We start from the raw sequence: 12,865 nt of genomic DNA, 5'->3' as shown, positions 1-12,865 counted from the left end.
AGTGCATTATTATTGCACGGGAGTTCCTATGCGTAACAAACTGAAAGTTGTCACTATCGGTGGCGGAAGTAGTTATACCCCGGAATTACTGGAAGGTTTTATTAAACGTTACGACGAATTGCCGATTACTGAATTATGGCTGGTCGATGTGGAAGCCGGTAAAGAGAAACAGGATATTATTTTCAATCTTTGCCAGCGTATGGTGGAACGCGCAGGCGTGCCGATTGTGATGCATAAAACGCTGGATCGCCGCGAAGCATTGGCGGATGCCGATTTCGTCACCACGCAACTGCGCGTTGGTCAGCTAAAAGCGCGCGAACTGGATGAACGCATCCCGCTGAGCCACGGTTATCTCGGGCAGGAAACCAACGGGGCAGGCGGCTTGTTCAAAGGGCTGCGGACGATCCCGGTGATTTTTGACATCATCCGGGATGTCGAGGAGATCTGCCCCGACGCCTGGGTGATAAACTTCACCAACCCGGCGGGCATGGTGACGGAAGCGGTATTCCGCCACACCAAATTTAAGAAATTCATTGGCGTATGTAACATCCCGGTGGGCATGAAAATGTTTATTCAGGATGTGCTGAAGCTGACGCCGCAGGAAGAGTTGTCCATCGACCTGTTTGGCCTGAACCACATGGTGTTTATCAAAGATGTCCTGGTCAACGGCGAATCACGTTTCGCCGAGCTGCTTGATGGTGTCGCGTCCGGCACACTGACGGCCGGTTCGGTGAAAAATATCTTTGATTTGCCATTCAGCGAAGGCCTGATCCGCTCCCTGAATCTGCTGCCGTGTTCTTATCTGCTGTATTACTTTAAGCAGAAAGAGATGCTGGCGATTGAAATGGGCGAATTCTACAAAGGCGGCGCGCGCGCTACGGTTGTGCAGAAGGTTGAAAAACAGCTGTTCGATCTGTACAAAAATCCTGATCTGAACGTCAAACCGAAAGAACTGGAATTGCGCGGCGGAGCCTATTATTCCGACGCGGCCTGCGAAGTGATCAGCGCCATTTACAACGATAAACAAACCGAGCAGTACGTCAATTTCCCGCACAATGGCCATATTGATAACATCCCGGCTGACTGGGCGGTGGAAATGACCTGCACCATCGGGCGCGACGGTGCAAAACCACACCCGCGTATCACGCATTTTGACGAAAAAGTGCTGGGCCTGATTTACACCATCAAAGGGTTTGAGATTGCCGCGAGCGAGGCCGCACTGAGCGGTGAATTCAATGATGTGCTGCTGGCGATGAATCTTAGCCCACTGATCCATTCCGATAAAGATGCCGAGATACTGGCGCGAGAAATGTTGCTGGCACATGAAAAGTTGCTGCCGAATTTTGCAGAAACCATCGCCACACTGAAATAACCCCACGGCCTTCCCGGTGACGGGGAGGCTTTCACAGGGAGGCTTATGGATAAATTACTGATCGTAAACGCCGATGATTTCGGGCTGTGCAAGGCGCAGAACTACGGGATTATTGAGGCGTTTAACAACGGCGTTGTCACCTCAACCACGGCGATGGTCAACATGGCGACCACGGAACACGCGGCGGTTCTCAGCGCCGCACACCCTGAACTGGCGGTCGGCATGCATTTTGTGCTGACACTCGGGCGTCCGTTGTCGCCGATGCCGGGTCTGGTTCGTGACGGGGAACTGGGCAAGTGGATCTGGGAAATGGCGGAGCAGGGCACGCTGCCGCTGGATGAAATCGCGCAGGAACTGCAATGCCAGTTTGACCGTTTCGTGGCGGTGTTTGGTCGCCTGCCGACGCATCTCGACAGTCATCATCATGTGCATATGTTCCCGCAGATTTTCCCGATCGTGGAAGCGTTCGCGAAAGATCAGGGCATTCCTGTACGCATTGACCGTAACGAAATCCGCAGGCGTGACATTGCGCTGCGCGGTGCGAAGAGTACCGACGGTTTCGACAGCAGTTTCTACGGAGAGGCGATTTCAGACGCCCTGTTTCTGCAAACGCTGGACAACGCCACGCAGCGCGGTGACCGAACGCTTGAAATCATGACCCATCCGTCGTTTATTGATAACACCATTCTGGCAAGCAAATATTGCACTCCGCGCCTGGCGGAGCTGGATGTACTGACATCGGCTTCGCTCAAAGCCGCGATCGCCGAGCGCGGATTCCGGCTGGGATCGTTTAAGGATTTATAAGCCGTAATACGCAAAGGCTGCCGCGGGCATCAGGTTCGCGGCGGCCTTTTTGTGGGCGTCAGCGTCAGCCCGGCCCCTCACTCCCTGCCGCCAGCAGCGGAACCAGAATGTCGCTAACCGGCGTAGGAATACCCTTTGCGTGACCAGAACGCTGCACGACGCCGTTGCGTATATCCCACTCCAGCGGGCGGTTAGCCTGGCGATCGGCGAGAATCGAGGTGCCTAAATCCGCAGGAGCACGATGAAAACCGTCAACGATCTCTTGTGCAACGCTATCGCTGAGTACCGCACCTTCCGCCCGAGCGACAGTCAGACACTCATGCAGATAAGCCAGTGCCAGTTGCGTGATATCCCCGCGTGAGAACATCCCCGCACGGCGGTTTGCGAGAACCATCAGACCCGCGACCGCATTTTGCAGCAGTTTGCGCCATGCAATCGAGAGGAAGTCGGATGATAATTCAACCGCGCAGCGCGTGCCGCTGAGTGCATCAGCGATCCGTTTTGCCTGTGGCACATCCGGCAAGGTCAGACGCGGTTTTGCGCGCAGCCGGACGGAGGCATCCGGCTCACGCTGTGCCGGGAACCATACGACGGAAGGCACCACCGTTGCCCCGTTGACGTAAGGTTCCAGCAGCGTTTTCTGTTCAACGCCGTTTTGCAGCGCACAGACAATGGTATTTTCATCGCACAATGCGGCCAGCCAGTCAGCGCTGTCAGCCACCTGCGTGGTTTTCACCGCGACAAAAACCAGACCGAACGGACGGTCGGCCGCCGACGGATTGTTCAATACCGGACCTGGCACCACAATCTCGCCGTCATCATGATGCAGAATTAATTGCGGGTGCGCAGTGCGCCCGCAAAGCAGCGGCGTGCGGTTAACTTCATGCAGTACCGCGGCGATGGTCGTGCCAATTGCACCGGGACCTAACAGAGCAGTAGCAGGGCGGTCAGACATATCGGGTTCTCCTGATTTGATTAACCTATCAACAGTGTGCCGGTGGCAATCACCGCACACGCCAGCATTTTTCTCAGTGTGAGTGTTTCACCAAGAAACAGATAACCCAGGACTGCGGCAAACAACACGCTGGTTTCACGCAGCGCGGAGACGGCGCCCATCGGCGCGGCCGTCATGGCATAAATGATCATGCCGTAAGCCAGCAGCGATACCACACCGCCTGCTGCCGCACTGAGTAAACCGGGCCGCCAGCGCAGTAAACTTTTCGTGTCGCGCAGGATGATATACAGCGCTGGCATCAGCGCCCCCCATAACATGCTCATCCACACGGTATAGGAAAACGAATTGCCGGAGACGCGCACGCCTATGCCATCCACTACGCTGTATGCCGCAATAAAAGCGCCGGTGGCCAGGGTATATTTCAGCCCCGGCATCGCCGGTCTGCGTCTTCCCAAGGCAAGCATCAGAATGCCACCAGAAATCAGCGCGATGCCGACAAACGTGTTAAAGGCGATCTTTTCTCCGGCGAACAGGGCCGCGCCACAGGTCACCATCAGCGGCGAAGAACCGCGCGCAATCGGGTAGGTTTGCCCGAGATCCCCGCTCTGATAACTGCGTATTAAACACAGGTTATAACCCACATGCAGCAAGGCAGATAACATCGCATACTTCACGCTCTCCCGCTCAGGGAGTGGCAGAAACGGCGCGATGGCGACGCAGCTCAACGCAATTGCCACGCACATGATGGTCATCGACCATAACCGGTCAGTACCGCCGCGCAATAAGGCATTCCAGCTGGCATGCAGCAGGGCGGCGAGTAGCGTCAGTAAAATAATATGAGCGGGCATGTGCTGATGCTAAACAGCCCGTGCCCGGATTAACAGTGAAGTGTTGTCATCGTGGTATGAGCAATGGCTCATACTCTAACGGTAGCTGAGCTGCGCCTGTTGTGATTCGGCCAGCAGCCAGTTACGGAATTCCATGATGTGCGGCTGGCTTTCGATGCCTTCCGGACAGACAAAGTAATAAGCGGCCGGAGAGGGAAAATTGACGTCAAAGAGCCTGACCAGACTGCCATCACGGATTTCTTTTTCAACGTGTCCGCTGCGCGCCAGCGCAATACCCTGACCCAGTAACGCGGCTTCAATCGTCATATTTGTGTCGGCGAAGCGCACACTTTCGTGCAGTACATCGGTATTTACCCCGACCTGCTTAAACCAGGCATCCCATTTGGGGACCAGATCTGCCCCGTCACGCGTCAGCAGCGGAAAGCGCAACAGTTCAGCGGGTTCAGAAGGGGTACCAAAACTGGCTAAGAATGCGGGGCTGGCAACCGGGAATAATTGTTCGCGGAACATAAACTCTGTATGCAGCGCGGCATAATTGCCGTGTCCGAAGCGGATCGCCACATCGGAATCTGCGCTGGCGAAGTGAATGGCTTTATCCGTGCTTTCCAGCGTGACCAGTATCTCTGGATGCAAACGGGCTAATTCCGGCAGGCGCGGTAACAACCACTTTAACGCGAAAGAATAGGTGGTGCTGACACGCAACCGCACCCGTCCTTTTTGTTCACGCAGATCGGCAAGTGTGGTTTCGAGTTTGCTAAAGAATTCCCGCACCAGCGGGGCGAGCGCCGCACCGGCAGGCGTCAGGCTCAGGGTTTTACCACGCTGAAAAAGCTGCAGACCCCAGATCTCTTCCAGTTTTTTCAACTGGTGGCTGACCGCACTTTGCGTAATAAACAGCTCTTCTGCGGCTGAGGTAAACGTGGTGTGGCGGGTGACCACTTCAAAAGTGCGCAGTGTGGTTGTAGGAGGGAGATCACGCATCATTGTGTTCCTGTTAATGAGCTAATGCTCATAACAGAGTAAGCCGGGGCCTGTGCAAAAGATACGATAAAAGAAAGAATGGCCTGCATTACCTGCCATGCAGGCCATTTTTATGTCGTTCTCAAAGGATCAGAATGAGAAGCACGAACATCCTAAGGCACCCCAGAAGGCGTTGTCATCGGACACCGGCACATCGGAACCGCGGGCAATGTCATGGCTGTGTTTATGCACACCGCACGGGCCGACGCACTGATGCCCCTGACGAACCAGCCCGACACGTGCTGCACCTTGCGGCGGTGCAGAGCGGTAATGCCCTGGCACCGTGGTGACCGGCGACCAGTCCGGCAGCACAGGAATAGCGGGCGGTGCGAGAGGCGAGAAGCTGCCTGCAGCATAGACCACTTTGCCATCGACTACGGTCATCACCGATTCGATTCCTTTGATACGTTCTTCCGGCACGCTGAAGAAATCTTCAGAAAGCACCGCCAGATCGGCCAGTTGCCCGATTTTGATCTGACCTTTCTTGCCCTGTTCGCTGGAGAACCAGGAGCTGCCTTGCGTCCACAACATCAGCGCGGTTTCGCGGTCAATGCGGGCATCGTCATCGTACATCGCCATGCCGCCGACGGTGCGGCCGGAAACCAGCCAGTACAGCGCGGTCCACGGGTTGTAACTGGCCACACGGGTCGCATCGGTGCCCAGCCCGACCGGCACACCCGCAGACAACATTTTCGCCACCGGCGGCGTATGTTTGGTGGCCTCGATACCGTAACGGTCAGCGAAATATTCCCCCTGGAACGCCATACGGTGCTGTACCGCAATGCCGCCGCCCAGCGCTTTGACGCGCTCGATGTTGCGTTCGGTAATGGTTTCCGCGTGGTCAAAGAACCAGTGCAACCCGTTGAACGGAATATCGCTGTTCACTTTCTCAAAGACGTCCAGCATCCGGCTGATCGACTCGTCATACGTGGCATGCAGGCGGAACGGCCAGCGGTGCTCTACCAGATGACGCACCACGCGCTCAAGTTCGACCTCAGTTCCCGGTGGTAAATCCGGACGCGGTTGCAGGAAGTCTTCAAAGTCTGCGGCTGAAAATACCAGCATCTCACCTGCGCCGTTATGACGGTAGAAATCGGTGCCCTGGCCGGGTTTGAGCATATCGGTCCATAACTCAAAATCTTCAAGTTCATGTTGCGGACGCTGAGTAAACAGGTTGTAGGCAATGCGTACTGTCAGCTGATTTTTCTGATGCAGCTCATCAATGATCTGATAATCCTCAGGATAATTCTGGAAGCCGCCACCCGCGTCTATAGCGCTGGTGAGGCCAAGGCGGTTCAGCTCACGCATAAACTGGCGGGTGGAATTCACCTGCTGTTCCAGCGGCAGTTTCGGGCCTTTTGCCAGCGTGGAATACAAGATCATCGCGTTCGGTTTGGCGATCAGCATGCCGGTCGGATTACCATTGCTGTCACGCTGAATTTCCCCGCCCGGAGGATTTGGCGTGTCTTTGGTATAGCCGACCACGTTGAGTGCGGCGCGGTTGAGCAGGGCACGGTCATACAAATGGAGGATAAACACCGGCGTATCGGGCGCGGCCTGGTTAATTTCATCGAGCGTCGGCATGCGGCGTTCGGCAAACTGGAATTCTGTCCAGCCGCCGACCACGCGTACCCATTGCGGGCTTGGTGTGCGCAGCGCCTGCTCTTTCAGCATCCGCAGGGCATCAGCCAGCGAAGGCACGCCTTCCCAGCGCAGTTCCAGATTGTAATTCAGACCGCCACGGATCAGATGCAGGTGCGAGTCGTTCAGGCCGGGAATGGCGGTATGACCGTGCAAATCCACCACCTGCGTCTGTGCATCTGCAAATTGCATCACTTCATTTTCGGTGCCGACAGCCAGAAATTTACCGTCTTTGATTGCGACGGCGTTTGCCAGCGGTTTTTCTCTGTCAACGGTATGGAATTTGCCGTTAAGCAGGATCAGTGAAGCAACATTATTTATTGAATTCATTGGAAAATCTCCTGTTATTGCGCGGAAGAGCGCGTCAGCCATGAATGAAATACGCGTGTAACGATCGGCATCCAGAGGAAAACCACCAGCCCGACGACTGTGGCGTCATTGAGTAAATGACCGCCTTCGGTGCCTTTAAGCTGTGGCAAAAACTGCCCCCAAAACCAGGGCACAAGGTGAGTCGATGGGTAAATCACGCCCAAGGTCAGCAGATACTGTTTCCAGCGGGCTGGCGGACGGACATTCGCATTCGGCGGGGTGAACCAGAATTCGGCACCAGGGCGCACTTCGGTATTGTCGTTTTGCAACAACAGCGGACTGACTTCTGCCACCAGTTGTTTACGCAGATCCGAGTTGTGCCAGGCGTTGAGATTTTCCAGCGTGTCGAAACGCACCAGAATAGTGTAAGCATCGCCGCTGCGGCTCGGGCGGATGACGTTGACGCCCAGATGCCCCGGAAAAGTACTGGCCTGCGGCATAATTTTATTCAGCCAGGCTTCGTATTGCGCTTCGCTGGCTGGCGCAATCTTATGGGTAATAACGAGCGTGACATGTTGCTTGTGGGTCTGGGACGGGGACATACATCACCTCAGCTGATTAAAATAAAAGGTTTTATCGAATCAATGAAATGATGTTAGTCGGTGGGTTGAATCAATGATAGGTGAGAATTTTTGCGGACTTGTTAAGTTTTTTTGTTAATTACTGCGTGCCTGCGATACGCAAGCTACGCTGTTTCATAACACGATGCAGATTCGATTCCAGCCAGTCGGCGAGTCCGGCAACCTGATCTTTGACTTCGATGCCGAGCGGGGTCAGAGAATATTCCACATGCGGCGGCACCACCGGATAAGAACGGCGGTCGATGAAACCGTCTTCTTCGAGAGACTGTAAAGTTTGCGCCAGCATTTTTTCGCTGACTCCCCCGACTTTGCGGCGCAGTTCGCTAAAGCGCAGAGTGTTATCACTGAGCGCGATCAGGATCAGTAATCCCCAGCGGCTGGTGATGTGGCGCAGGATTTCGCGCGACGGGCAGTTGGGATTCAGGACTTCGCCCCGGCGGATTTGTTCGGAGAGTGGCAAACGTTCAGCGGGTTGCTCAGAGGAAATTATTTTCATACTAACCTTTGGGTATGTACTTACGTAAAGTTAGTGTATCGCATAGGATGTGTTTACGGCGACGCTTTTAGCGTCTTTAAAGCATAAATTGAATACTTTTTTGGAGAAACCCCTATGATCGCCATTACCGGTGCTACCGGCCAGTTAGGCCGCCTTGTTATTGCCGCACTGCTGAAAAAAGTACCTGCAAATCAGATTATTGCTGCGGTGCGTAATCCGCAAAAAGCCCAGGATCTGGCAGATCTGGGTATTGAAGTGCGTCAGGCTGATTACAGCCAGCCCGCTACCCTGGATTCTGCTTTTAAAGGCGTCGAAAAACTGCTGCTGATTTCTTCCAGTGAAGTCGGTCAGCGTGAAGCACAACATAATGCGGTCATCGACGCAGCAAAACGCGCAGGTGTGAAACTGCTGGCTTACACCAGCCTGCTTCATGCAGACAAAAGTCCGCTGGGACTGGGTGTTGAACACCGTGCGACCGAAAAAGCATTAAGCGAATCTGGCGTGCCCTTCGTGCTGTTGCGTAACGGCTGGTACACCGAAAACTATGCGGCGAGTATCGCCCCGGCACTGGCGCATAACGCGTTTATTGGTTCCGTCGGCGAAGGAAAAATTTCTTCCGCGGCGCGTCAGGATTACGCTGAAGCCGCTGCGGCCGTGCTGACGCAGGAAAATCAGGCCGGTAAAATCTATGAACTGGCCGGAGATGATGCCTACACCCTGACCGAATTCACTGCTGAAATTGCCCGTCAGTCCGGTAAAAAAGTCGATTACATCAACCTGCCGGAAGCGGAATTTGCTAAAGCGCTGCTTGGTGCCGGGTTACCGGAAGGACTGGCGAATATGCTGGCGGATTCTGATGCGGGTGCAGGGAAAGGCGGCTTGTTTGATGATTCTCATACATTGAGCAAACTGATTGGTCGCCCGACCACGCCTGTTAAAGATGTGATCGCCGCAACGCTGAAAACGCTTTAACAAAACAGTTATTACGCTCCGGCCTGTTAACATCATATTTAACAGGCCGGTAATATTTTTTAAATCACATCGTCTTGCGTAGAAAGCAGCACCAGTTCCAGCAAGTTACGGCAAGCCTGCTGATTACTGATGTTGGTCTCCTGTTCCAGCTGACGCACCAGACCTTGAATGATGGCCTTATTGCTCACCGGATAGTGGCTGGCGAGAAGTCCTGAAACAAGGGTCCCGAGGATCTCAACTTCGCTTAATGTCGGCGTTTCCCGCGCATTTAAATAATCACTGATTTCTGTAACTGTTTGTTCTGCTTCGATTTGCATGTAGACCTCCTCAAACTTTTCAGCGGATTTGTCTTAGTGAAAAGTGCCTATTGCCAGTCAGGAAAAAAAGTATTGTGAAGTTTTTCTTCACAATTTCCGGCCCTGACTCATCTGCTCGTTGCGTTGCACATCACGAAAACTCCAGCCATGAAAAAAACCTTTGGAAGAAGGGAAATCCAATTTTTCTTCCAAAGGTCAGGCTGAATACGCCCGTAATAGACGGACTAATGATGAAGCAGGGGTAACAGAAAGTTATACAAAGATTGCGAATCTGTACAGGTATGGCTGCGAAATATCTTAAATTTAGTTGCTAGCAATCGAAAAAAAAGCACAAATAGTTCATCTCTCCGGCGCGTCAATACATTCACGTGGCAATTTAGTTCCGCGCTTAATGGTTTCGGGCGTGAATTCATCTGCCTGTACAAGTGAAATGCGTTACGGCAGAATATGTGCCCTTTTTAGTACAGGCCCGATGTAAATCCGGCAGCGAATAAGGAGTCATGCGGTGAAAATCAATGTCATTGGTACCAGCGGGAGCGGGAAATCGACGCTGGCACGCAACATTTCTCAGAAACTGAATATTCCTTATATTGAACTGGATGCGCTGTTCTGGAAGCCGGACTGGCAGGGTACGCCGGATGACGAGTTTTTTGCCCGTCTGGCAGGAAAACTGGCGGCCAGTGACGGCTGGGTGATCGACGGAAATTACAAACGCACGCAGCCCGTGAAATGGCGCGAAATCGATATGATCGTGTGGGTGGATTATTCGTTCGGGCGAACGTTATATCAGGCGGTGAAACGCGTCTTCATACGGGCATGGGGCCAAAAGGAAATCTGGGCAGGAACGGGGAATCGCGAGTCGTTTCGTAAAAGCTTTTTCAGCCGGGATTCAATTATTCTGTGGACGCTGAAAACGTACGCGAAAAACCGTCGCTACTATCAGGCATTGTTTAACGATCCTGACTGGCAGCATGTACGCTTTGTCCGTCTGAAATCACCCCAGCAGACTCAGGTTTTCCTGCGTAATCTGACCGAGCTGTAACACCATCCACGGGCTGAATGCCCAGGGCGTTGCCCGAACGCTGTTCTGCAAATCTTCCGGCTTAACCCACTGATAATCCATAACTTCAGAATCGCGCGGCGCCGGGGGCTGGCGGGTGAAAGCGGCAAATATCGGGCAAAATTCGTTTTCGACAATCCCGGATGCATCGGTGGCACGATACTGAAATTCATCAACCAGCGAGGTGATGTGCTCAACGGATAATCCCAGTTCGTACTGACAGCGACGGTAAACTGCCGCCTGAAGGGATTCGCCCGGCAGCGGGTGTCCGCAGACAGAATTTGTCCAGACGCCGGGCCAGGCCACTTTGCTCAGGGCGCGTCGTGTCAGCAGGATTTCGCCGCGATCGTTGTGAATGTAGCAGGAAAATGCAAGATGCAAGGGTGTCTGGTCGGTGTGCACCAGCGCTTTATCCATCGTACCCGCCGGTTGATTTTTAACATCAAGTAACACGACTTCTTCAATCATAAAAACTCCTGTTAGTTCTCCGTCATTGACCGTGTATAACCTCCTTCCAACCGTTCACTCTCCGCTGGCATCCATCCCCTGATGCGGCCTGAGTCAGACATCCTGAGCGATGGCGGTGGTTTCGAGGGGGCGACAATAATTTTCGATGTTGTTACGCATATTATCAATGATGCTATGACAGATGAGTTTGACGATATACCGTGCATGTAAAAAACCCGGCATTTAGCCGGGTTAGGATTATGATTAAAAGGCCGATATCCAGGTTGAGTTAGTCATAGAGCCATTTACCGGCTCGCGCCGATTCTGCAAGCATTCTCAGTGTTAGCGGAGCGGGTTCGATATACTTCACTCGGCATGATTTAGGTAACAGGAAATTTGGAATCATGCCCTTTTCATCAGGCCAGTATTTCAGGAAATTGAATCCCTCTGTGTCTACTCCAAAGGTCTTGAAATAGCTTGTCATGATTTCTTCGCCTGTCTCCCAAACCCAGACATAGCGTCCTGTAGTAAGACTGGTATCAATCGTGACAGGCCATTTACCCGTCTTATTCCATCCTAAGTTATACCAATCTATGACATCCTGGTTATTCACCATAAGCGGTCATTCCATGCATCACTGTATTGAATACTAGCCAGGCTTTGGCTACTTTTTCTTTTTAAGTAAAAAGGCAACAAGCCAGATCAGTGAAATGTTCAACAGGAATGAAGTTAGATGGATAAAGGTCATAAAGATATTTGCCCATGATTCTTCTGTTATAAAACCTGTTTTTTCTGTCAAAAGTGAGTACGCGATATTTTCGGGTATTAAGGCGAAAATGGTGACGAGTATTACGACAAAAGACGCCGAGCCAGCCATCCAGATCAGAACATATTGGTATGGCTTCATTAGTACACCTGCACTGTGCCAAACGCTTTCATTGTTGGGCTAACCATCGTGGTTGGTGTCTTGAGTAATGCCTCTCGAAGGATATCGAAGTGTGACTTACTGGTAAATGTTATGCAGCCGTTACTTGTCCCCTGATATCCAGCCGGATGTAATCTGAAATTTCCACGTTCGACATCCTCAATGAAAGTCGTGTCATCAATCAAGCTATCATCGCGAAATAATGCAAACCACGCTGCATGATCTGAACCGCTGACAATTGACTTAAGCCAATCACGCTGCTTGTACATTAAACCCCCCCAGGGCGGGATACGATGTAGTACCTGCCTGGTGGTAGTGGTCCTATGTTTTTTACCGCTGTCTGTTCAGGATCGTTGCGCTGTGCGGGATTGCCTGAGTATGCAGGGAAAAAACCAATTCCCGGGCAACTTAGCGTTGATATACCCGCTCCGTTTAACCGAAACGTACACTTGATCATCTGTCATTCCATGCATCTGAAAAAATGATATTCCCATCGCAATGTTTCCACGTGATCCGCTCGTAACGCAGTGAAATTGACTCAAGGTGGTTATGTTTTTCAGTGGCAGGGTTTTTGCAATCATGCATTAGCGGGCAAACAGAAACGACCTTTACATTTTCCATCAGCATATTGAAATATTCAGCTTCCTGACCAGCATCGTTGATCCTGTACCACCTTATCTCCGCAGATTTTAAGGTTTGGCCTTTTGCGACGGCCTTGTAAAGGTAGGGCGATGAGCTGTCGAATTCTTTTTCAAAAGTCAGCGCGGAATGTACACGAGTACCGGTGATCTTGCCTGTGTTGTTGTCAGTAGGTAAAAACAAGCCGTGACCGAAACCCAGAACCTCAATACTCCCCTCACGCCCATTCACATCGACAGATCCTTTGATGTCTGCGCCGCCGTCGTCTTTAAGCCATAGGTAAGCTGGTATTGCCATTTTAGTAAGTCCCTTTTAGAAGTAAGGGTATAAATTACGCCCATCAATCGCCGAAAACAATTAGCGGACATCGTAATGATTTGATTTTCGGATGTTTATTATTGATGAGCGTTCATCATGTG

14 protein-coding genes and 1 pseudogene are annotated in these 12,865 nt (G+C 52.3%); 4 read left to right on the top strand and 11 right to left on the bottom strand.

The genetic code is table 11. From position 1 onward, the window contains the following. The first annotated feature begins 28 nt into the window (after positions 1-28). Complete coding sequence (locus tag RAHAQ2_RS22375) at positions 29-1,372, top strand: 6-phospho-beta-glucosidase (RefSeq protein WP_014341662.1); 1,344 nt, start codon at positions 29-31, stop codon at positions 1,370-1,372. Between the two features lie 45 nt (positions 1,373-1,417). Next, on the top strand, positions 1,418-2,176 hold the full coding sequence (chbG, locus tag RAHAQ2_RS22370; protein WP_014341661.1) for a chitin disaccharide deacetylase: 759 nt from the start codon (positions 1,418-1,420) through the stop codon (positions 2,174-2,176). A gap of 64 nt (positions 2,177-2,240) precedes the next feature. Here chbG and RAHAQ2_RS22365 read toward each other — a convergent pair whose 3' ends face one another. From RAHAQ2_RS22365 to RAHAQ2_RS22340, 6 genes are all read right to left on the bottom strand, one after another. Then, positions 2,241-3,131, bottom strand: a complete 891-nt coding sequence (locus RAHAQ2_RS22365) for an oxidoreductase (RefSeq protein WP_014341660.1) — start codon at positions 3,129-3,131, stop codon at positions 2,241-2,243. Between the two features lie 20 nt (positions 3,132-3,151). Beyond that, positions 3,152-3,979 carry a DMT family transporter gene (locus tag RAHAQ2_RS22360; protein ID WP_014341659.1) on the bottom strand — a complete coding sequence of 276 codons (828 nt, stop codon included), beginning with the start codon at positions 3,977-3,979 and terminating at the stop codon, positions 3,152-3,154. 75 nt (positions 3,980-4,054) lie between these two features. After that, on the bottom strand, positions 4,055-4,960 hold the full coding sequence (gene gcvA / locus RAHAQ2_RS22355) for a transcriptional regulator GcvA (protein WP_037041145.1): 906 nt from the start codon (positions 4,958-4,960) through the stop codon (positions 4,055-4,057). A 129-nt stretch (positions 4,961-5,089) separates the two neighbouring features. Then, the gene (locus RAHAQ2_RS22350) at positions 5,090-6,970 is read right to left on the bottom strand and encodes an amidohydrolase (RefSeq protein WP_014341657.1); all 1,881 of its coding nucleotides are present in this window, start codon (positions 6,968-6,970) and stop codon (positions 5,090-5,092) included. A 14-nt stretch (positions 6,971-6,984) separates the two neighbouring features. Then, positions 6,985-7,551, bottom strand: coding sequence for an antibiotic biosynthesis monooxygenase (locus RAHAQ2_RS22345; RefSeq protein ID WP_014341656.1), 567 nt, complete (start codon positions 7,549-7,551; stop codon positions 6,985-6,987). Positions 7,552-7,669: 118 nt separating this feature from the next. Beyond that, positions 7,670-8,086: a winged helix-turn-helix transcriptional regulator gene (locus tag RAHAQ2_RS22340; protein ID WP_014341655.1), complete on the bottom strand. Its 417-nt coding sequence runs from the start codon at positions 8,084-8,086 to the stop codon at positions 7,670-7,672. Between the two features lie 114 nt (positions 8,087-8,200). Here RAHAQ2_RS22340 and RAHAQ2_RS22335 point away from each other — a divergent pair, with 114 nt between their 5' ends. Beyond that, positions 8,201-9,058 carry an SDR family oxidoreductase gene (locus RAHAQ2_RS22335; protein WP_014341654.1) on the top strand — a complete coding sequence of 286 codons (858 nt, stop codon included), beginning with the start codon at positions 8,201-8,203 and terminating at the stop codon, positions 9,056-9,058. Between the two features lie 59 nt (positions 9,059-9,117). Here RAHAQ2_RS22335 and RAHAQ2_RS22330 read toward each other — a convergent pair whose 3' ends face one another. Beyond that, positions 9,118-9,375, bottom strand: coding sequence for a biofilm/acid-resistance regulator YmgB/AriR (locus tag RAHAQ2_RS22330; RefSeq protein WP_014341653.1), 258 nt, complete (start codon positions 9,373-9,375; stop codon positions 9,118-9,120). Positions 9,376-9,880: 505 nt separating this feature from the next. Here RAHAQ2_RS22330 and RAHAQ2_RS22325 point away from each other — a divergent pair. After that, entirely contained in the window at positions 9,881-10,417 is a 537-nt protein-coding gene (locus tag RAHAQ2_RS22325) for a P-loop NTPase family protein (protein WP_014341652.1), read from the top strand. On the opposite strand, the gene idi is transcribed toward RAHAQ2_RS22325, so the two are convergent. From idi to RAHAQ2_RS22300, 4 genes and pseudogenes are all read right to left on the bottom strand, one after another. After that, the gene (idi, locus tag RAHAQ2_RS22320) at positions 10,370-10,903 is read right to left on the bottom strand and encodes an isopentenyl-diphosphate Delta-isomerase (protein ID WP_014341651.1); all 534 of its coding nucleotides are present in this window, start codon (positions 10,901-10,903) and stop codon (positions 10,370-10,372) included. The genes RAHAQ2_RS22325 and idi overlap by 48 nt on opposite strands. A 268-nt stretch (positions 10,904-11,171) precedes the next feature. Further along, positions 11,172-11,498 carry a DUF1493 family protein gene (locus RAHAQ2_RS22315; RefSeq protein ID WP_014341650.1) on the bottom strand — a complete coding sequence of 109 codons (327 nt, stop codon included), beginning with the start codon at positions 11,496-11,498 and terminating at the stop codon, positions 11,172-11,174. Between the two features lie 290 nt (positions 11,499-11,788). Further along, positions 11,789-12,264 (bottom strand): annotated as a pseudogene (locus RAHAQ2_RS22305) (DUF2778 domain-containing protein). After that, entirely contained in the window at positions 12,261-12,743 is a 483-nt protein-coding gene (locus RAHAQ2_RS22300) for an Hcp family type VI secretion system effector (protein ID WP_014341647.1), read from the bottom strand. The pseudogene RAHAQ2_RS22305 and the gene RAHAQ2_RS22300 overlap by 4 nt, the downstream one beginning before the upstream one ends. Between the last annotated feature and the right edge of the window lie 122 nt (positions 12,744-12,865).

Origin of the sequence: Rahnella aquatilis CIP 78.65 = ATCC 33071 (genome assembly GCF_000241955.1) — a bacterium.
In the GTDB taxonomy this organism is placed as follows: domain Bacteria; phylum Pseudomonadota; class Gammaproteobacteria; order Enterobacterales; family Enterobacteriaceae; genus Rahnella; species Rahnella aquatilis.
Note: the sequence above shows the minus strand (reverse complement) of the source record. Positions and strands in the feature narration are given on the sequence as shown.

Excerpts from the sequence above, each read along its gene's own strand:
- RAHAQ2_RS22375 (WP_014341662.1), top strand. The coding sequence starts at position 29 with ATGCGTAACAAACTGAAAGTTGTCACTATCGGTGGCGGAAGTAGTTAT.
- chbG (WP_014341661.1), top strand. The coding sequence starts at position 1,418 with ATGGATAAATTACTGATCGTAAACGCCGATGATTTCGGGCTGTGCAAG.
- RAHAQ2_RS22365 (WP_014341660.1), bottom strand. The coding sequence starts at position 3,131 with ATGTCTGACCGCCCTGCTACTGCTCTGTTAGGTCCCGGTGCAATTGGC.
- RAHAQ2_RS22360 (WP_014341659.1), bottom strand. The coding sequence starts at position 3,979 with ATGCCCGCTCATATTATTTTACTGACGCTACTCGCCGCCCTGCTGCAT.
- gcvA (WP_037041145.1), bottom strand. The coding sequence starts at position 4,960 with ATGCGTGATCTCCCTCCTACAACCACACTGCGCACTTTTGAAGTGGTC.
- RAHAQ2_RS22350 (WP_014341657.1), bottom strand. The coding sequence starts at position 6,970 with ATGAATTCAATAAATAATGTTGCTTCACTGATCCTGCTTAACGGCAAA.
- RAHAQ2_RS22345 (WP_014341656.1), bottom strand. The coding sequence starts at position 7,551 with ATGTCCCCGTCCCAGACCCACAAGCAACATGTCACGCTCGTTATTACC.
- RAHAQ2_RS22340 (WP_014341655.1), bottom strand. The coding sequence starts at position 8,086 with ATGAAAATAATTTCCTCTGAGCAACCCGCTGAACGTTTGCCACTCTCC.
- RAHAQ2_RS22335 (WP_014341654.1), top strand. The coding sequence starts at position 8,201 with ATGATCGCCATTACCGGTGCTACCGGCCAGTTAGGCCGCCTTGTTATT.
- RAHAQ2_RS22330 (WP_014341653.1), bottom strand. The coding sequence starts at position 9,375 with ATGCAAATCGAAGCAGAACAAACAGTTACAGAAATCAGTGATTATTTA.
- idi (WP_014341651.1), bottom strand. The coding sequence starts at position 10,903 with ATGATTGAAGAAGTCGTGTTACTTGATGTTAAAAATCAACCGGCGGGT.
- RAHAQ2_RS22315 (WP_014341650.1), bottom strand. The coding sequence starts at position 11,498 with ATGGTGAATAACCAGGATGTCATAGATTGGTATAACTTAGGATGGAAT.
- RAHAQ2_RS22300 (WP_014341647.1), bottom strand. The coding sequence starts at position 12,743 with ATGGCAATACCAGCTTACCTATGGCTTAAAGACGACGGCGGCGCAGAC.